Origin of the sequence: Stutzerimonas chloritidismutans, from assembly GCF_020783375.1 — a bacterium.
Lineage (GTDB): Bacteria > Pseudomonadota > Gammaproteobacteria > Pseudomonadales > Pseudomonadaceae > Stutzerimonas > Stutzerimonas kunmingensis.
Window position 1 is genome coordinate 2,801,428 of record NZ_CP086067.1, and the last position, 17,903, is coordinate 2,819,330.

At 60.3% G+C, this 17,903-nt stretch carries 15 protein-coding genes and 1 rRNA gene; 2 read left to right on the forward strand and 14 right to left on the reverse strand.

Translation table 11 applies throughout. The annotated features are described in order from the left end of the window. Positions 1 to 9 precede the first annotated feature (9 nt). The 12 genes from LLJ08_RS12890 to LLJ08_RS12945 form a co-directional block, all read right to left on the reverse strand. A 16S ribosomal RNA gene (locus tag LLJ08_RS12890) occupies positions 10 to 1,546 on the reverse strand. 627 nt (positions 1,547 to 2,173) lie between these two features. Further along, a complete protein-coding gene (locus LLJ08_RS12895) occupies positions 2,174 to 3,433 on the reverse strand; it encodes an OprD family porin (RefSeq protein ID WP_228207198.1) in 1,260 nt (419 codons plus the stop codon). 111 nt (positions 3,434 to 3,544) lie between these two features. Beyond that, on the reverse strand, positions 3,545 to 4,750 hold the full coding sequence (locus tag LLJ08_RS12900) for a benzoate/H(+) symporter BenE family transporter (protein WP_228207199.1): 1,206 nt from the start codon (positions 4,748 to 4,750) through the stop codon (positions 3,545 to 3,547). A gap of 159 nt (positions 4,751 to 4,909) precedes the next feature. Then, on the reverse strand, positions 4,910 to 5,848 hold the full coding sequence (catA, locus tag LLJ08_RS12905) for a catechol 1,2-dioxygenase (protein ID WP_228207200.1): 939 nt from the start codon (positions 5,846 to 5,848) through the stop codon (positions 4,910 to 4,912). Positions 5,849 to 5,922: 74 nt separating this feature from the next. Continuing rightward, complete coding sequence (catC, locus tag LLJ08_RS12910; protein WP_228207201.1) at positions 5,923 to 6,213, reverse strand: muconolactone Delta-isomerase; 291 nt, start codon at positions 6,211 to 6,213, stop codon at positions 5,923 to 5,925. Between the two features lie 15 nt (positions 6,214 to 6,228). Further along, positions 6,229 to 7,350 (reverse strand): muconate cycloisomerase family protein, encoded by a 1,122-nt coding sequence (locus LLJ08_RS12915; RefSeq protein WP_228207202.1) that lies wholly within the window; start codon positions 7,348 to 7,350, stop codon positions 6,229 to 6,231. A 29-nt stretch (positions 7,351 to 7,379) separates the two neighbouring features. Beyond that, on the reverse strand, positions 7,380 to 8,723 hold the full coding sequence (locus tag LLJ08_RS12920) for an MFS transporter (protein WP_228207203.1): 1,344 nt from the start codon (positions 8,721 to 8,723) through the stop codon (positions 7,380 to 7,382). 104 nt (positions 8,724 to 8,827) lie between these two features. Next, positions 8,828 to 9,607, reverse strand: coding sequence for a 1,6-dihydroxycyclohexa-2,4-diene-1-carboxylate dehydrogenase (locus LLJ08_RS12925; RefSeq protein ID WP_014820056.1), 780 nt, complete (start codon positions 9,605 to 9,607; stop codon positions 8,828 to 8,830). 71 nt (positions 9,608 to 9,678) lie between these two features. Next, on the reverse strand, positions 9,679 to 10,689 hold the full coding sequence (benC, locus tag LLJ08_RS12930) for a benzoate 1,2-dioxygenase electron transfer component BenC (RefSeq protein WP_221103163.1): 1,011 nt from the start codon (positions 10,687 to 10,689) through the stop codon (positions 9,679 to 9,681). Between the two features lie 10 nt (positions 10,690 to 10,699). After that, positions 10,700 to 11,188, reverse strand: a complete 489-nt coding sequence (benB, locus tag LLJ08_RS12935; protein ID WP_073299683.1) for a benzoate 1,2-dioxygenase small subunit — start codon at positions 11,186 to 11,188, stop codon at positions 10,700 to 10,702. After that, on the reverse strand, positions 11,188 to 12,549 hold the full coding sequence (gene benA, locus LLJ08_RS12940; RefSeq protein ID WP_014820053.1) for a benzoate 1,2-dioxygenase large subunit: 1,362 nt from the start codon (positions 12,547 to 12,549) through the stop codon (positions 11,188 to 11,190). Before benA ends, benB begins: the two co-directional genes overlap by 1 nt. A gap of 247 nt (positions 12,550 to 12,796) precedes the next feature. Further along, positions 12,797 to 13,750 carry an AraC family transcriptional regulator gene (locus tag LLJ08_RS12945; RefSeq protein ID WP_045666010.1) on the reverse strand — a complete coding sequence of 318 codons (954 nt, stop codon included), beginning with the start codon at positions 13,748 to 13,750 and terminating at the stop codon, positions 12,797 to 12,799. A gap of 402 nt (positions 13,751 to 14,152) precedes the next feature. Between LLJ08_RS12945 and dusA the strand changes: the two genes are divergently transcribed. Continuing rightward, the gene (gene dusA / locus LLJ08_RS12950) at positions 14,153 to 15,091 is read left to right on the forward strand and encodes a tRNA dihydrouridine(20/20a) synthase DusA (protein WP_256445872.1); all 939 of its coding nucleotides are present in this window, start codon (positions 14,153 to 14,155) and stop codon (positions 15,089 to 15,091) included. 131 nt (positions 15,092 to 15,222) lie between these two features. Further along, positions 15,223 to 16,149: a transaldolase gene (gene tal, locus LLJ08_RS12955; protein WP_228207205.1), complete on the forward strand. Its 927-nt coding sequence runs from the start codon at positions 15,223 to 15,225 to the stop codon at positions 16,147 to 16,149. On the opposite strand, the gene rssC is transcribed toward tal, so the two are convergent. Further along, positions 16,150 to 16,632, reverse strand: a complete 483-nt coding sequence (gene rssC / locus LLJ08_RS12960) for an anti-sigma factor antagonist RssC (protein WP_003301853.1) — start codon at positions 16,630 to 16,632, stop codon at positions 16,150 to 16,152. After that, the gene (gene rssB / locus LLJ08_RS12965) at positions 16,629 to 17,813 is read right to left on the reverse strand and encodes a two-component system response regulator RssB (protein ID WP_014820050.1); all 1,185 of its coding nucleotides are present in this window, start codon (positions 17,811 to 17,813) and stop codon (positions 16,629 to 16,631) included. Before rssB ends, rssC begins: the two co-directional genes overlap by 4 nt. Positions 17,814 to 17,903 lie beyond the last annotated feature (90 nt).

Consider the following 17,903-nt stretch of genomic DNA (forward strand, 5'->3'; position numbering starts at 1 on the left):
GTCTTCGATTAAGGAGGTGATCCAGCCGCAGGTTCCCCTACGGCTACCTTGTTACGACTTCACCCCAGTCATGAATCACTCCGTGGTAACCGTCCCCCCGAAGGTTAGACTAGCTACTTCTGGAGCAACCCACTCCCATGGTGTGACGGGCGGTGTGTACAAGGCCCGGGAACGTATTCACCGTGACATTCTGATTCACGATTACTAGCGATTCCGACTTCACGCAGTCGAGTTGCAGACTGCGATCCGGACTACGATCGGTTTTATGGGATTAGCTCCACCTCGCGGCTTGGCAACCCTTTGTACCGACCATTGTAGCACGTGTGTAGCCCAGGCCGTAAGGGCCATGATGACTTGACGTCATCCCCACCTTCCTCCGGTTTGTCACCGGCAGTCTCCTTAGAGTGCCCACCTTAACGTGCTGGTAACTAAGGACAAGGGTTGCGCTCGTTACGGGACTTAACCCAACATCTCACGACACGAGCTGACGACAGCCATGCAGCACCTGTGTCAGAGCTCCCGAAGGCACCAATCCATCTCTGGAAAGTTCTCTGCATGTCAAGGCCTGGTAAGGTTCTTCGCGTTGCTTCGAATTAAACCACATGCTCCACCGCTTGTGCGGGCCCCCGTCAATTCATTTGAGTTTTAACCTTGCGGCCGTACTCCCCAGGCGGTCGACTTAATGCGTTAGCTGCGCCACTAAGATCTCAAGGATCCCAACGGCTAGTCGACATCGTTTACGGCGTGGACTACCAGGGTATCTAATCCTGTTTGCTCCCCACGCTTTCGCACCTCAGTGTCAGTATTAGCCCAGGTGGTCGCCTTCGCCACTGGTGTTCCTTCCTATATCTACGCATTTCACCGCTACACAGGAAATTCCACCACCCTCTGCCATACTCTAGCTTGCCAGTTTTGGATGCAGTTCCCAGGTTGAGCCCGGGGCTTTCACATTCAACTTAACAAACCACCTACGCGCGCTTTACGCCCAGTAATTCCGATTAACGCTTGCACCCTTCGTATTACCGCGGCTGCTGGCACGAAGTTAGCCGGTGCTTATTCTGTCGGTAACGTCAAAACACTAACGTATTAGGTTAATGCCCTTCCTCCCAACTTAAAGTGCTTTACAATCCGAAGACCTTCTTCACACACGCGGCATGGCTGGATCAGGCTTTCGCCCATTGTCCAATATTCCCCACTGCTGCCTCCCGTAGGAGTCTGGACCGTGTCTCAGTTCCAGTGTGACTGATCATCCTCTCAGACCAGTTACGGATCGTCGCCTTGGTGAGCCATTACCTCACCAACTAGCTAATCCGACCTAGGCTCATCTGATAGCGCAAGGCCCGAAGGTCCCCTGCTTTCTCCCGTAGGACGTATGCGGTATTAGCGTTCCTTTCGAAACGTTGTCCCCCACTATCAGGCAGATTCCTAGGCATTACTCACCCGTCCGCCGCTGAATCAGAGAGCAAGCTCTCTTCATCCGCTCGACTTGCATGTGTTAGGCCTGCCGCCAGCGTTCAATCTGAGCCATGATCAAACTCTTCAGTTCAATACTGCTTGGGTTTTGAGAAAACCCTAAACTTGGCTCAGCAATCGCAAATCTCTTTACAAGTAAAGAGTAACTCTCGAATAAACGAGTGTTGCTTTGTGATGCTGATAATCTATCTGACCATCAGTCTTACATTCACAAGCACCCACACGAATTGCTTGATTCAGTTGTTAAAGAGCGTTTCGATCAAGTCTTTCGTCTCAACCGAGGCCGCGCATTCTACAGCAGCCTTGTTACCTGTCAAGCTGTTTTTGAAGAAGTTTTTCTTTCTTCTCAACCGCTTGCGCTTCAGATCAACTTGCATCTCTCGTTAGCGGGAGGCGAATCATACAGCGTTCAAAACCGCTGTCAACCACCTCTTTCAACCGCTTCCGATCAACCCGACCGAAGCCGCTAACAGGATTCAACCGCCACCCTGCCAGCCCGGCGCATTCTACTCGAATCCGCCATCCGTGCAACCCTTTTATTTCGCTAACCTTTTGATTTACAAGAGGTTTTTCTTAAGGACTGCGCCGGAAGTGGTGCGCATTATAGGAGCCTGAAAATCAACGTCAACCGTTTATTTCCACTGAGGCCAGATTTGTCTGGCTGCCCCCTCCTATGTCTGCCACGGTGGCGATCTGCTATTCAGAACAGCGCCAATGTATAGCTGAGGATTAACCGGTTCTCATCAATGTCACTGCGGTAGTTAGAGCGTGCTGCAACATTGCGGATACGAATGCCGACGTTCCTCAACGGACCGCTTTGAATCGTATAGCTGACGTCCAGGTCGCGTTCATGAGCGGTACCCTCGAAGCCCCGATCCGTATCGACGTTATCGCTCGAGATATAGCGCACCGTTGCAACCAGGCCCGGAACGCCGACCGCGGCGAAATCGTAGTCGTACCGCGCCTGCCAGGAACGCTCATCCTTTTCGGCGAATTCGTAGGTTGGCACCTCGTTGCCGAGCGGCGTTACGTTGGCAAAGACCCGAGGAAAAGCGCTGTCCCCGAACATTGCCTGGTAGCCGACATAGAATGTGTGGCCGCCGTGCCTGGCAGATAGCAGCGAATAGAACGCCCGATTATCAATCTCTCCCACGAGCTTGCTGCCATCTGCCTGCGAGTCATAGACGCCCAAGTTGGCGCCAAGCGTCCAGCTGCCCAGTGGCTCGCTGTGCTTCAGACCGAGGAAGCGCTGGTTATATATGTCTTCAAGCTGAGCGTACCAGGCACTCAGCGACGTCCGCTTGGCGTTAAACGCATAATCGCCGCCAGCATAGTTGAAGGCAGCGCTGAACCCCGCTTGCGGCGTGCGGCCCAACATCGCACGCATCCGGTCATCACCCGCTTCATTGCGAAGGCTGGTCGAGCGCAGGTGTCCACCCTGCAAGGTAAGGCCGGCGATCTCGTTGGAAACGAAACTGACGCCCTGATAAGTAGGCGGTAGCAGGCGAATGTCGCTGAAGGTCAACACCGGGAGATTTGGCTGTAGCTCGCCGATCCGCAAATCGGTGCTCGAGACTCGCACTTTCAGCGCAGCACCCAGGCGGCTGTAATCATCCGCTCCCCGGCCATCATCGGCCACCGGCAAGAGCCCCGCCCCCGCCCGATCAGGACTGCTGTCGAGCTTTACTCCCAGCATCCCGATTGCATCGACGCCTACCCCAACCGTGCCCTGCGTATAGCCGGACTTGAAGTTGAGAATGAATCCCTGCCCCCACTCCTCCGCCTTCGACTGCTGATTTGGCCTCTCGATATCCGAGAAGTCGCGGCTGAAGTAGTAGTTGCGTGCCTGTAGCGTGGCAGTCGCATCCTCGATGAACCCACCGGCCTCAGCATGCACGTACGGCACGGCGGAAGCGGCAGCAATGGTCAGAGCAAGTCTCGAGATTGATCGTTTCTGCATGGCATTCATCTCTTTTTGTTGTTTTCTGGGGGCACGCAGTCACCTCTCCGGCGTGGTGCCGGGGAGGACTACGTGTTGGGTGACTAGGTTGTCGCGCCGCGAAAATCGAGGTCAGCGGGCCGGCTGTCGCTCCTCCGCGTGATTTGCCGCTACGGGGCGAAGCTTCAAGAAGAGATGGGCAGCAATGCCGAAGATCAGTCCCCAGAACGCCGCGGACAGGTCGAGGAACGACATACCGGATGCCGTCACCAGAAAGGTGATCAAGGCAGCCTCACGGTCTGCGGGCATTGCCATCGCGGCACTCAGCGCGCCGCCAATTGCGGCCAGTAGTGCCAGACCGGCCAGGGCTGCGATCAGAGCCGGGGGAAACGCGGTGAAGATGGAGACCAGCGTCGCACCGAATACCCCGAGCAGCAGATAGAAAACACCGCCCGATACGCCCGCAACGTAACGCTTCGCCGGATTCTCGTGAGCTTCCCGGCCCGTGCAGATCGCCGCTGTGATTGCAGCAAGGTTCAGTCCGTGGCAACCGAAGGGCGCCAGCAGCAACGAACCCAATGCGCTGCTGCTGATCAACGGGCTGGCCGGCGTGCTGTAGCCGTCGTTGCGCAGAACAGCCATGCCCGGAACGAATTGCCCGGTCAGCGCCACCATCACCAGCGGAAAGGCGATATTCAGCATCACCTGCCAACTAAACTCGGGGGCGATCCAAATCGGCGTCGCCAAGCCGATCACCAAGGCCTCGCTTTGTAATTCGCCAGAGGCGACGGTGATCGTTACGCCGACAACCAGCACCGCGAGCACCGCGTAGCGCGGCAAGGCACGCTTGAGCGCCAGATAGGTGGCGATCATCGCCAGCACCAGCCAGGGCTGTTCCTTTATGGAGATGAACAGGCCAGTCCCGAAGCGGAACAGGATCCCCGCGAGCATGCCTGCGGCAATCGCGGCCGGCAGGCGGTTGATGATGCGGTCGAATGCACCTGATAGGCCAACCAACAGCACCACCACGCTGGTGACGACATAGGCGCCGACTGCCTCATTCAGCGTGATGTCGGGCAGCATGGTGACCAGCAGCGCCGAGCCCGGCGCGGACCAGGCAATGATGATCGGCACTTTGTAGCGCAGGCTTAGCAGAATGCCGAGCACGCCGCTGCCGATGGAGATCGTCCAGACCCATGACGACAGTACGTCTTGAGGCAACCCACCCGCCTTGGCTGCCTGGAAGATGATCACCAGGGGACCGGCGTACGAGATCACCGTCGCGATGAATCCTGCAACCACGGCAGAAAGCGAACAGTCTCTGAGTAGTGTCTTCATGAAGCCTCGCAAGTCAGGCCTGGCTATCCGTGACAGTGTCCGGACGGCTCTTGTTGTAGGTGTATCGTTTCAGTGGCTCGACAACGCAGCGGGACACGCCGCACCGCATTAATTGTTGGCGCGGCAGAGCCATCCGTGGCTGGCGCTGACTTGCCTGCCTTACGCCTCCTGCAAAGCCCGCGGACGCGAGCTGCGCTGTTCGGCCTTCAGCGCGGGCGCTTTCTGCAGCTGGAAGTCGAAGTCGACCTCGGCGAAGCGGCCTTGCACACCGCGGCTGCGTGCGGCTTCGGCGTCATCGATGAAGTGAATGTCACCGACCAGCCCGTCGCGAGTTGCGTAAGCGAAGTCGTCCCACAAGTACTTGTCGCCGGCCAGGTTGATCTGGGTAGTCAGATGGCGATAGCCCGGCGCGGAGATGAAGAAATGGATGTGAGCCGGACGCTGGCCGTGGCGGCCGAGGGTGTCGAGCACCTCCTGGGTCGGACCGTCGGGCGAGCAGCCATAGCCGGAAGGCACGATGCTGCGCGCGCGGTAACAGCCGTTCTCGTCGGTGACGATGCGGCGACGCAGGTTGTAGTCGGACTGGCTCTTGTCGAAGTAGGAATAGTTGCCCTTGGTGTTGGCGTGCCACAGGTCGACTACCGCACCGGCAAGTGGCTTGCCGTCCGGGCCGGTGACGCGACCCTGCAGGAACATCGTCGTGGCAACATCATCCTCGCTGCCGTCGTCCATGCGTGTCACGCCCTGAGCGATCGGGGCGCCGGCTACATACAGCGGGCCTTCGATGGTACGCGGCGTGCCGCCAGTCAAGCCCTGCTGCTGGTCCTTGGCATCCTCCAGCAAATCGAGAAAATGCTCCAGACCGAGACCAGCGACCAGCAGGCCTGCCTCGTGGCGGCCGCCCAGACGATTCAGGTAGTCCACCGCTTTCCAGAACTCATCCTGGGTGATTTCCAGATCCTCGATGATCTTCGCGGTATCGATCAGGATGCGGTTGACCACCGTCTTCATGCGGCGGCTGCCTTCGTCATTGTTGAAGCCGCTGGCTTCCTTGAAGAACTGCTGCACGTCGCTGGTGTGGGAGATTTTCACAGTCATGGCTCAAGCCTCGTCTTGTAGTTGTGGTGACGCGGGTTGATTGGCCGGCGCACACCGGCCTTTTTCAGGTTCGATCAGCTATCGTCTTCACGAATCGAGGACGGATGCCGGCACAGCGGATTGACCTCGATCTCCATGTAGGGGAACAGCGGCAGCTGCATCAGGGTGTCGTGCAGTTCCTGCACGCTGGCGACGTCGAACACGCTGTAATTGGCGTACTGGCCGGCGATGCGCCAGAGGTGGCGCCACTTGCCTTCACGCATCAGGCTTTGCGCCAATTCCTTCTCGTCAGCCTTCAGCTTGAACGCCTTGCCGGGGTCCATATCGACCGGTAGTTTTACATTCATCTTTACGTGGAACAGCATCGGTTCAGCCTCCGTTTACGTGCGGCTGAAGAACGCCAGGCGCTCTTCATCGAGGGTCAGACCCAGGCCCGGCGTGCGCGGCACTTCCAGCTGGAAGTCGCGGTAAACCGGCGCCTCGGTGACGATTTCTTCGGTGAGCAACAGCGGCCCGAACAGCTCGGTACCCCAGGTCAGTTTGTTGAGGGTGACGAAGGCATGCGCTGAGGCCAGGGTGCCGATGGCGCCTTCGAGCATGGTCCCGCCGTACAGCGCGATACCGGCTGCCTCGGCGATCTGCGCGGTGCGCAGCACGGCACGCGGGCCGCCGTTCTTGGCAATCTTTAAGGCGAATATGCTGGCCGCGCCATCGGCGGCCAAGCTGAAGGCATCCTCGACGCTTTCGATGGACTCGTCGGCCATGATCGGTGCCGGGCTGCGCTGGTTCAGGCGGATCTGACCGCCGCGGTTGATCCGCGAGATCGGCTGTTCGATCAGGTCGATGCCGTTGTCGCCCAGCACCTGGCAGGCACGCAGGGCCACCGACTCGTCCCACGCCTGATTGACGTCGACGCGCACACTGGCGCGCTCGCCAAGGGCCTGCTTGATGGCGATGACGTGCTTGAGGTCGGCATTCACCTCACCGGCGCCGATTTTCAGCTTGAAGATGCGATGACGGCGGATATCGAGCATGCGCTCGGCCTCTTCGATGTCCTTGGCGGTGTTGCCGCTGGCCAGGGTCCAAGCGACTTCCAGGCTGTCGCGTACCCGTCCGCCAAGGAGCTCGCTGACCGGCAGCCCGAGGCGCTTGCCCTGGGCATCCAGCAGCGCGCTTTCCAGGCCGGACTTGGCGAAGGTGTTGCCCTTCGCCGCCTTATCCAGCCGCAGCATGGCGGCGTTGATATTCGCCGCATCCTGCCCCACCAGCAGCGCGCCGAGATGGCTGTCGATGTTCTGCTTGATGCTTTCCGGGCTCTCGTTGCCGTAGGCCAGGCCACCGATGGTGGTGGCTTCGCCGATGCCTTCGATACCGTCGCTGCACTGCACACGGATGATCACCAGCGTCTGTTGCTGCATGGTGTGCATCGCCAGCTTATGCGGACGGATGGTCGGCAGGCCGACGATGATTGCCTGGATGCTTTCGATCAGGATGGGGCTCATATCGATTTCCGATTTACCAATGTCAGGAGTCACGCCTTGGCCGCCGACAGCACGATCGGCGCGGCTTCTGGGCTGCGCTTGCTGGAGATGGCGAAGGCGGTCATGGCCAGTGCAGCGACGATGCCCGGGACGGCAAAGGCCATGAAGTTGAGTTGCAGCGGCAGGTTGATGCCCAGCAGCGCACCACCCAGCAGCGGGCCGACGATGGCGCCGTTGCGGCCGATACCCGAGGCCCAGCCGAGACCGGTGGAGCGGATCGACAGGCCGTAGAACTGCGCGGCGGTCGCGTACAGCAGGATCTGCGTGCCGATCACCGTGGCGCCGGCGATGAAGATCAGGGTGTACAGCACCGGCATCGGGGTCTTGAAGCCAAGCAGGCTGATCGAGGCCACCGACACGGCGAAGAACACCACCACTACCTTGGACAGGTTGTAGCGATCGCCCAGCCAGCCGCCGAGAATCGCGCCAGCCATTCCCCCGAAATTCAGTGCCAGCAGGAACGACAGGCTGGAGCCCAGGCTGTAACCCGCGTTGGCCATCAGTTTCGGCAGCCATGAACCCAGCGCGTAAACCATCAGCAGGCAGCAGAAGAACGCCAGCCACAGGGAGAAGGTGCGCACGCCACGGCCGTCGCGAAACAGCTCCAGCACCGAAGCGCTCTTGCCCTTCACATCGGTCATCACCAGCTCATCGTCCGCTGTCAGCTGGCGACTTGGGTCGACCTTGTTCAGCAACGCACGGGCCTGCTCACCGCGGCCCTGGCGGACGAGGAAACCCACCGACTCCGGCAGATACCAGAGGATCACCGGCAACAACAGCAGCGGCACCGCGGCGGCGAAGAACATCGCTTCCCAGCCGAAGCGCGGCAGCATGTAGATTCCGAGGCCGGCCGACAGCATGCCGCCCAGCGAGTAGCCGCTGAACATGACCGCCACCAGCGTGCTGCGCAGCTTCTTCGGCGCGTATTCGTTCATCAGCGCCACCACGTTGGGCATCAACCCGCCGCAGCCGAGGCCGGCGAGAAAGCGGAAGATGCCGAACTCGGTCGGTGTGCTGGCGAAGCCATTGAGCACGGTGGCGCCGCTGAACAGTACGAAGCAGATGGCAATGCCTTTCTTGCGACCGATGCGGTCAGCCAGGGTGCCGAAGACCAACGCGCCGAACATCATCCCGAACAGCGCGTAACTACCCAGCGCACCAGCTTCCAGTGGGGTCAGCCCCCATTCCTTCATGATCACCGGCAGCACTACGCCATAGATGAACAGGTCGTAGCCGTCGAAGATCAGCAGCAGTGCGCAGAGGCACACGACGAGCCAATGGAAGCGGCTGAAGCGCGCGTTATCGATGATTTCGTGTACATCTACTTTTCGCATGGCAAGACTCTCTATTGTTTTTGTTAGTCGCGGTCGGCCGCAGCGGTGAATCACCGCGCCGCCGAGGTGCCTTGGCGTTGTCCGGTCAGGCCGGTCTATGTGATTCAGCCGAGATCGCCACCACCCACCGGCAGGGTCACGCCGGTGATGTAGGACGCGTCGTCCGATGCCAGGAAAAGGATCGCGCCGGCCTGCTCGTCGATCGTCCCGTAGCGCTTCATCAGCGATGAATCGACGGTCTGATCGACGATCTGCTGGTACCAGAGCTTTTCCTGCTCAGTCTGCTCGGCACTGTTGCGCGGAATACGCCGCGGCGGCGCCTCGGTGCCGCCCGGCGCGGTGGCGTTGACGCGAATGCCGCGCTCGGCGTTCTCGAAGGCCAGGCACGCAGTCAGCGCATTCACCCCGCCCTTGGCCGCGCCATAGGGCACGCGATTCAGGCTGCGCGTGGCAATCGAAGAGACGTTGACAATGGCGCCCGCGCCCTGCTCCAGCATGTGCGGCAGCGCGGCGTGACAACACCACAGCGTGGGGAACAGCGAGCGGCGCACTTCGGCCTCGATCTCGTGTTCCTGGTAATGCTCGAAGGGCTTGGCCCAGATGGTGCCGCCGACGTTGTTGACCAAGATATCGAGGCGGCCGAAGCGCGCCTTCGCCGCGTTCATGACGCGATGGCAGTCGGCAAATTGCTCGAGATCGGCGGTGAGCGTCAGCACCTCGACGCCCGTCGCCCCCAGCTCATCGGCCAGTTCGTGGACCAGTTCGGAACGGTCGACCAGAATCAGCCGTCCACCCTCTTCGCCCATGCGCTCGGCCACACGCCGGCCGATGCCCTGGGCCGCGCCGGTGATGACGGCGACCTTGTTCTGAAAACGTGTGTTCATCTACCCAACCTCTGGAATGGCGAGGAATTCGGTGGGCAATGCGGCGCAGTTGCCCACCCTACGGTTGGCTGTCAGGCGCTGGCGGCAAACTTCTCGTAGTAGAAATTCGCAGGCTCCAGCCCTTGCTCACGAATGAAGCCGCTGACCGCCTCGACCATCGGAGGCGGGCCGCAGAGGTAGATGTCCACTTCACCATCGTTGAGGTGCCTGGGGTCGATGTGCTGGGTCACGTAACCCTTCTGCGGATAGGCGCTGTCCGGGTTGGCGACGCAGGCGCTGTAAGTGAAGTTGGGGATGCGCGCGGCGAAGGCCTCGAGCTTCTCCATCTCCACCAGGTCGTGGTCGTGGGTGACGCCGTAGATCAGGTGCAGCGGATGCTCGCTACCCTGCTCGGCGATCTTCTCCAGCATTGCGGTGAACGGCGCGAGACCGGTGCCGCCGGCCAGCAATAACAATGGCCGCTTGATCTCGCGCAGATAGAAGGCGCCGAGCGGCCCGGCGAGATTGACGCTGTCGCCAGCCTTGGCAAGGTTGGTCAGGAAGCTGCTCATCAGCCCGCCCGGCACGTTGCGGATCAGGAAGCTGACTTCGCCATCCTTTTGCAGCGAGCTGAAGGAATAGGCGCGGGTCTGATCGCTGCCAGGCACCTGCAGATTGACGTACTGCCCGGGCAGGAACGCCAGCTGGTTCAGCGATTCGCCCTTGATCGACAGCGCAATGGTGCTCTCGGAGAGCTGGCGCACATTGCTGATCGCAGCCTGGTAGTTGGCCTGCTGGGTCTTGCAGATGTCAGAAGCGGCCGGCACGCGAATCACGCAGTCGCTTTCGGCGCGCATCTGGCAGGTCAGCACGTAACCCTGCTCGGCTTCGGCTTCGCTCAGCGCGTCCTCGATGTATTCCTCGCCGAGGTCGTAGCGACCGCTTTCGGCGAAGCACTTGCAGGCTCCGCAGGCACCGTCCCGGCAATCCAGCGGCACGTTGATGCCTTGGCGGTAGGCGGCATCGGCGACGGTTTCGCCTAAGTTGGCGTCGATGAAACGGGTGACGCCGTCTTCGAAGTTCAATGCGATCTTGTTAGTCATGGCGGCGCCCTCAGAGGTGGTACACGTCGATCATCTGGCGGATGTAGTCGTTCTTCAGCACGACTTTCTTGGCCTTGATCAGCGGGTTCTCGCCGCGCGTATCAAGGGTGTAGAAGCTGGTGCCGTAGAAGTGGTCGACCGTCTTGTAGCGAAAGCTCATCGTGTGCCAGTTGAAGCGCAGCTTGCAGACGCCGTCGGCCTGCTCGAGCAACTCGAGGTTGCTGATGTTGTGGCTCGTCCGGGTGTCCGGAATGGTTGCACTGGAGCGCTCGGTGCGGATGCGGAACACCCGGTCTTCGAGGCCGCTGCGGTTGCCGTACCAGATCAGCGAAATTTCGCTCATCGGGTCTTGGGTCAGCTGGTCGCGGTCATCCCAGGCCGGCATCCAGAAGGTGGCGTCCGGCGCATAGAGTTCGAGCCAGGCGTCCCAGTCCTTGTCATCCAGATAGCGCGCTTCGCGGTAGAGGAAGTCGCGCGCGGTTTCGTAGGAGAGAGTCATCACGCGCCCTCCACGTGGATCAGCTGGTCCTGCTCTTGCTGCACCGCCTTGATCATCTGCTGCTGCCAGTAGTGGTGCTGCAGCACGAACAGGCCTTCATCCTCGGTGCGCACGCCGCTCATCAGCGGATGCAGGTCGATCTCCTGCGCGCCTTCGTCGGCGCCATCGATCCAGTGCTTGGCACCGCGGGACATGTCGTTCCATTCCATCGCCCGGCCGGCAAAGCCCTGCTGGCAGGCGCGGAACTCTTCGAGGTCATCTGGCGTGGCCATGCCGCTGACGTTGAAGAAGTCTTCGTACTGGCGGATGCGGCGGGCGCGGGCTTCGGCGCTCTCGCCCTTGGGTGCGATGCAATAGATGGTGACTTCGGTCTTGTCGACGGAGATCGGCTTGGCGATGCGCAGCTGCGAGCCGAACTGGTCCATCAGATACAGGTTCGGGTAGAGGCAGAGGTTGCGCGAGTTCTCGATCATCCAGTCGGTGCGAGCCTGGCCGACCTCGGCGATCATCTCGTCACGGCGCGCATACAGCGGGCGGTCTTCCGGGTTGTCCCAGCGGGTCCAGAGCAGCAGGTGGCCGTTCTCGAACGAGTAGAAGCCACCGCCCTTCTTGCCCCAGCCGCCGGCGCTCATGGCGCGGATGTCGTCACCGGCCTCTTTCAGCTTTCGCTGCTGCTGGGTGGCGGCGTAGTTCCAGTGCACGGCGGTGACGTGGTAGCCGTCGGCGCCGTTTTCGGCCTGCAACTTCCAGTTGCCTTCATAGACATAGGTGGACGAGCCGCGTAGCACTTCGATGCCGTCCGGCGACTGGTCGACGACCATATCGATGATCTTCTTCGATTCGCCGAGGAAGTCTTCCAGCGGCGCCACGTCCTCACGCAGGCTGCCGAACAGGAAGCCGCGGTAGGACTCGAAGCGCGCGACCTTCTTCAGGTCGTGGGAGCCGTCGCAGTTGAAGCTATCCGGGTAGCCAGCTTCCTTCGGGTCCTTGACCTTCAGCAGCTTGCCCGAGTTATTGAACGTCCAGCCATGGAATGGACAGGTATAGGTCGCCTTGTTGCCGCTCTTGAAGCGGCACAGCATGGCACCGCGATGACTGCAGGCATTGATGAAGGCGTTGAGCTCGCCATCCTTGTTGCGGGCGATGAAGATCGGCTGACGACCCATCTGGGTGGTGTAGTAGTCGTTCTTCTCGGGAATCTGGCTCTCGTGAGCGAGGTACAGCCAGTTGCCCTCGAAGATGTGTTTCATCTCCAGATCGAACAACCGAGGGTCGGTGAACATCTCGCGCTTGCAGCGAAAGACGCCCTTCTCTTTATCTTCTTCTAGCAGCGAATCAAGGTAGTCGAATCCCAGGGACATGGCCGGGGCCTCCATTGTTATTGTGTCTACGTGATGAAGGCTACGGCGCGGGGAGAAGGATCAATATCCGTTTCCTGCAGGACCTTTATCCGTTTTCTGCAAAGCGCAAGCGGACAGATTGACGCAGGCACGCAGGAACACACCCGCGCATCACACGGGGTGACGAGCAGCGAATGCGCACAGGCAGGGAAGGAAAAAAGAGCCGCTTCCGTCGGACCGGCAGCGACTCAAGGGGACTCAAGGAGACTCAGTGATGGCGGCGCAACGTATCCGAAGGTAGCTCGCCGAAGGTGCTCTTGTAGCTTTCCGAGAAACGCCCCAGGTGCATGAAGCCGTAGTCCATGGCGATTTCGGTGATGTTGCGCACCTTGGCCGAAGGATCGCTTAGCCGGCCATGGATCTGCTCCAGCTTGCGCTGGCGGATATAGGACTTCGGCGTGGTGCCGACCTTGCGCTCGAACAGCAGATAGAGCGAGCGCAGGCTCATGTTGGCCAGCTCGGCCAACTGCTCGACGGATATGTCCCGCTTAAGATGCTCATCTATATAGTCGGCAATCCGCCCGAAGGACGGGCAACTGTCACCAAACGGATCGCGGCGGATGTTGCTGGCCAAACTGCAGAGCAGCTTGCTGGCGATGATCCGGCTGTACTGTTCCTGAATCTGCGGAATGCTCTGCTCGGACCCCGCCTCCTGGCAGATCAACCCAAGCAGGCTGCCAAACCCATCGAGTTCGCTGAGCGCGTGGCGGTTGCTGCCGAAGCGAATCCCCTCCACCGGAGCCTGCCACTGGTTTTCGCTACAGGCCTTCTCCAGAAAGGAGGCCGGCAGTTTGACGATGAGTTTCTCGCAGTCTTCCGAATAGGTCAGGTCGACCGGATCGTCGGGATTGATCAGCAGGAGCTCGCCGGGGGTGAAATAGTGCTCCTGGCCCCGGCCGCGCCACAGGCAATGGCCGCGCTGCAGCAGCTGCAGGTGGTAGATGGTCTCGAGCGCCGGCGAAGTGACGTGAACGCTGCCGCCATAACTGATCTGGCAGAGGTCGAGTTTGCCGAACTTGCAATGACTGAGGCTGGCTTGCGGACTGCCGGTGCGCGGCAGCTGGATGCAGTGCGCCCCCACGTGCTGATTGACGTAGTCCGAAACGGCATGCGGATCAGCATGCTCGAAGATCCTGCTTTTTTCGTTCAGCAGTCGTTCCATCACCAGGCACTCGCATTGTTCTTATAGTCGGCCGGTCCATCGTCAACGACGCCGGCGGCGATTCCTGCCACGCACATGCATGTTCAGGCTTGATCTGCGTCAAGACTATCGCTTCGTTCGAGCATAGGAGATTCGACCAACGAACGACACCCCGTCGTTCGGTGACCGCACGGTTTTTGGCGGACCGCAAGACGGGCACCTGGAAAAGGCAGCCGCCAATGATCCTGACCGGACGAAAGGCTTCGCAAGCCGGGCGCTGGCCCATGGGCAGCATCCTGTATAATGCCGCCCCCATTTACCGCTCGTGTGCGCCTGCACCGACTCTCCAAGTTATCCGGCCCGATAGTGCAAAGTCCTCGTTCGAATCAGTCTGTTGCAAGTAGAAAGTTCTCCGTCGCACCCATGATGGATTGGACTGATAGGCACTGTAGGTACTTCCTGCGCCAGCTTTCGCAACACGCGTTGCTCTACACCGAGATGGTCACCACCGGCGCGCTGCTGCATGGCGATGCGCAGCGGTTTCTGCGGTATGACGAGACTGAGCACCCATTGGCTCTGCAGCTGGGAGGCAGTGTGCCGGCGGAGCTGGCCGAGTGCGCCAAGCTCGCCGAAGCCGCGGGTTATGACGAGGTTAACCTCAACGTCGGCTGCCCCAGCGATCGGGTGCAGAACAACATGATCGGCGCCTGCCTGATGGGTCACCCGTCGCTGGTGGCCGATTGCGTAAAGGCAATGCGCGATGCAGTGGATATCGAGGTCACCGTCAAGCATCGCATCGGTATCAATGGACGCGACAGCTATGCCGAGCTGTGCGATTTCGTCGGTCAGGTTCGCGACGCTGGATGCCGCAGTTTCACCGTGCACGCGCGCATAGCCATCCTCGAAGGGCTGTCACCGAAGCAGAACCGTGAGGTGCCGCCATTGCGTTACGACATCGCCGTGCAGCTGAAGAAGGACTTCCCGGACCTCGAGATCATCCTGAACGGCGGCATCAAGACGCTGGACGAGTGCCGCGCGCACCTGGAAACCTTCGATGGCGTCATGCTAGGGCGCGAGGCCTACCACAACCCCTATCTGCTGGCCCGCGTCGACCGGGAGCTGTTCGGTAGCGAAGCGCCGGTGATCAGCCGGGCACAAGCTCTACGCAATATGCGACCCTACATTGAGCGCCACATGAGCGACGGTGGCGCGATGCATCACATCACCCGTCATGTGCTCGGTTTGGGCCAGGGCTTTCCCGGCGCGCGGCGCTTCCGCCAGCTGCTCTCGGTGGACATCCACAAGACGAGCAACCCCCTTGCGCTGCTCGATCAGGCGGTGGCGCTGCTCGAAGGGCACTAACGCTCCACGTTCAAGGAACGCAACCCCGGCATCTGAATCAAAGGCCAGGCGCATCCGGGTCCACCCGCTCGTTGAGCGGGCTGACTGGCTCGGGTAAGGTCATGCCACTCACAGGACGGAGCCCCTCTTACATGACTTCCAAGCTGGAACAACTCAAGCAGTTCACCACTGTCGTCGCCGATACAGGCGACATCGACGCCATTGCTCGCCTGAAACCGGTGGACGCCACCACCAATCCTTCACTGCTGCTCAAGGCAGCGGCTATGCCGCGTTATGCCGATGACCTGGCGAACGCGATGAAGCAGTGCCACGGCGACATCGGTCTGGCGTGCGACCTGTTCGCCGTCGCGGTAGGCAAGCAGATTCTGGAACTGATCCCCGGGCGCATCTCCACCGAGGTCGACGCGCGATTGTCGTTCGACACTCAAGCCATGGTCCAGCGCGGTGAGCGCCTGATCGGCCTTTACGAGCAGGCTGGCATTAGCCGCGAGCGCGTTCTGATCAAGATCGCTTCGACCTGGGAAGGCATCCGTGCAGCCGAACAGCTGGAGAAAGCCGGCATCCAGACCAACCTTACCCTGCTGTTCTCCTTCACCCAGGCCGTGGCATGCGCCGAGGCCGGCGTCTTCCTGATCTCGCCGTTCGTTGGCCGCATCTATGACTGGTACAAGAAGCACGAAGGTCGTGATTACCAAGGCGCGGAAGATCCAGGCGTGCAGTCGGTCAGCCGCATCTACGACTACTACAAGGCTCACGGATACAAGACGGTAGTGATGGGCGCGAGCTTCCGCAATGTCGGACAGATCGAGGCACTGGCCGGTTGCGACCGGCTGACCATCAGCCCGGAACTGCTCGGCGACCTGGCCGCAGCCAGCGGCGCGCTGGAACGCAAACTGCAGCCCGGCCGCGAGTCAGAAGCGCATATCAGTCTGGATGAAAAGAGCTTCCGCTGGGGCCTGAACGAGGATGCGATGGCGACCGAAAAGCTTGCCGAAGGCATCCGTCAGTTCGCGCGGGACCAAGAGAAACTCGAAGCCCTGCTGGCCAAGCTGGCCTGATCAGGACCGCTCCAAGGCGGTGACGAGGTCATGGAAGGCCTCGCGGTTGGACTCATTGAGGCTCATCAGGATGCGGTGAGCCTCGAGCACCTTGGCCTTCACCACCTCTTCGGATTGATCCTGCGATGGCAGATCGGCCAGGCATTCCGGGCAAGGCAACGGTGTATCGACGATATTGAACACCTGATCGAAGCCCATAGACTGCAACAGCCGGGTGATGTCCGGGTGGGTGGTGACCAGCGTCGGCAACATACCCACCTTCTGCCGCGACAGTATCGACAGCTTGGCCAAGAGGCCCAAGGTGGTACTGTCAATGCTTCGGCTTTCGGTCAGATCAATGACAATCGAAGAAAAATTGCGCGACGAGAAGATCTTCTCGATCGTTGCATCCAGCGCCGAACAGAGCGTCAAACGGATTTCACCTATGAACTTCAGAACAAAGGTGCCATCCATCTCGGCGAACTGGATTCTACCAGTACTCATGCAAGGTTCCTGCTCAACACCAGCAAGGCGATATCGTCGGGCATGTCAGCCAGCTCGGCCAACCCGAAGACTCGACGTAATCCATCCAGCGTGCCACCGGCATCGGTAATCAAACCGGGCAGCGCGGACTCTTTTTCTTTGAGTGTGTCGCCGGGCAAAAGGTCCAGAATGCCGTCGGAGAGCAAGGTCAAGCTGAAGGTCTCGGGTAGCTTCAGCTCGAAATTCTGATAGGTCGCCTCAACGAACAACCCGACCGGCAACCCGCGCCCTTCGAGATAGTGCGCGCCCTCTCCCGTGTACAGCACCGGCATAGGCAGATGACCGCCAATGCTGTAGTGCAGCACGTCATGCTCCTGATCAATAACGCCGCCCAGCATGGTCACGTGCTTGCCCAGCTTGCAATTGATCAGCCCGCGGTTGATGTGATCTAGCACTTCCGACGGTTTGAACTCGCGCAGCGTGCCGCCACGGCGCGACTCGTACAGCAGTCGGGTCGTCATGAACTTGAGCAGCACGGTCACGAACGCCGAGGAGGCACCATGGCCGGAAACATCGGCCAGGTAGAAACCGATGCGCCGCTCATCCACGCGGAAATAGTCGACGAAGTCACCGGACAGGTACAGCGATGGGATGATCTGGTGGGCGAAGTCGAAGCCATCGACGCTCCAGGGCGTCACCGGCAGCATGTTCATCTGCACTTGGCGACCGGCGTCCTGGTCTTCCTGCAACAGGTGCAGGCTGGCTTGCAGATCACGATTGGCCGTCTCGAGCTGTTCACGATAGCGGCGATTTTCCAGCCGCAAACGAGAACGGTCCAGCGCCCGCCGTACCGAATGCTCAAGCATCGCCAGGTCTTCGAGTGGCTTGATCAGGTAGTCGGCAGCGCCCAAGCGCAGGGCCTCCACCGCGTCGCTCATCACGCCGGCACCGGAAACCACGATCACGGGGAGGTCGAGCTGGCGCTCACTGATCTGACGGATCAGCTCAAGGCCATCCATCTGCGGCATGCGCAGATCGCAGATCACCAGATCGGGCTGCTCCGACTCGAAGAGCTCCATGCCCTGCGGGCCATTGCCGGCCTGCAAGACACGAAAACCACTGTCATCCAGATAGGCAGCCAGACTGGCTCGAACCACATCGTCGTCATCTATGATCAGCAGCGTCGCGCTTGGTTTATGCATGTTCCTACCAGGCGGGGTCGCCAGGATGATTGGCGAAAACATTGGCCCCGCATGACGCCGGGCTTGGGTTCGATTCAAGGCGCAGACGGT

What these genes read in the sequence shown, in the direction of transcription:
- catA (WP_228207200.1), bottom strand. Translation starts at nt 5,848, where the DNA reads ATGACTGTGAAAATCTCCCACACCAGCGACGTGCAGCAGTTCTTCAAG.
- LLJ08_RS12920 (WP_228207203.1), bottom strand. Translation starts at nt 8,723, where the DNA reads ATGCGAAAAGTAGATGTACACGAAATCATCGATAACGCGCGCTTCAGC.
- LLJ08_RS12925 (WP_014820056.1), bottom strand. Translation starts at nt 9,607, where the DNA reads ATGAACACACGTTTTCAGAACAAGGTCGCCGTCATCACCGGCGCGGCC.
- benA (WP_014820053.1), bottom strand. Translation starts at nt 12,549, where the DNA reads ATGTCCCTGGGATTCGACTACCTTGATTCGCTGCTAGAAGAAGATAAA.
- LLJ08_RS12945 (WP_045666010.1), bottom strand. Translation starts at nt 13,750, where the DNA reads ATGGAACGACTGCTGAACGAAAAAAGCAGGATCTTCGAGCATGCTGAT.
- benC (WP_221103163.1), bottom strand. Translation starts at nt 10,689, where the DNA reads ATGACTAACAAGATCGCATTGAACTTCGAAGACGGCGTCACCCGTTTC.
- rssB (WP_014820050.1), bottom strand. Translation starts at nt 17,813, where the DNA reads ATGCATAAACCAAGCGCGACGCTGCTGATCATAGATGACGACGATGTG.
- dusA (WP_256445872.1), top strand. Translation starts at nt 14,153, where the DNA reads ATGATGGATTGGACTGATAGGCACTGTAGGTACTTCCTGCGCCAGCTT.
- tal (WP_228207205.1), top strand. Translation starts at nt 15,223, where the DNA reads ATGACTTCCAAGCTGGAACAACTCAAGCAGTTCACCACTGTCGTCGCC.
- LLJ08_RS12915 (WP_228207202.1), bottom strand. Translation starts at nt 7,350, where the DNA reads ATGAGCCCCATCCTGATCGAAAGCATCCAGGCAATCATCGTCGGCCTG.
- catC (WP_228207201.1), bottom strand. Translation starts at nt 6,213, where the DNA reads ATGCTGTTCCACGTAAAGATGAATGTAAAACTACCGGTCGATATGGAC.
- LLJ08_RS12900 (WP_228207199.1), bottom strand. Translation starts at nt 4,750, where the DNA reads ATGAAGACACTACTCAGAGACTGTTCGCTTTCTGCCGTGGTTGCAGGA.
- benB (WP_073299683.1), bottom strand. Translation starts at nt 11,188, where the DNA reads ATGACTCTCTCCTACGAAACCGCGCGCGACTTCCTCTACCGCGAAGCG.
- rssC (WP_003301853.1), bottom strand. Translation starts at nt 16,632, where the DNA reads ATGAGTACTGGTAGAATCCAGTTCGCCGAGATGGATGGCACCTTTGTT.
- LLJ08_RS12895 (WP_228207198.1), bottom strand. Translation starts at nt 3,433, where the DNA reads ATGCAGAAACGATCAATCTCGAGACTTGCTCTGACCATTGCTGCCGCT.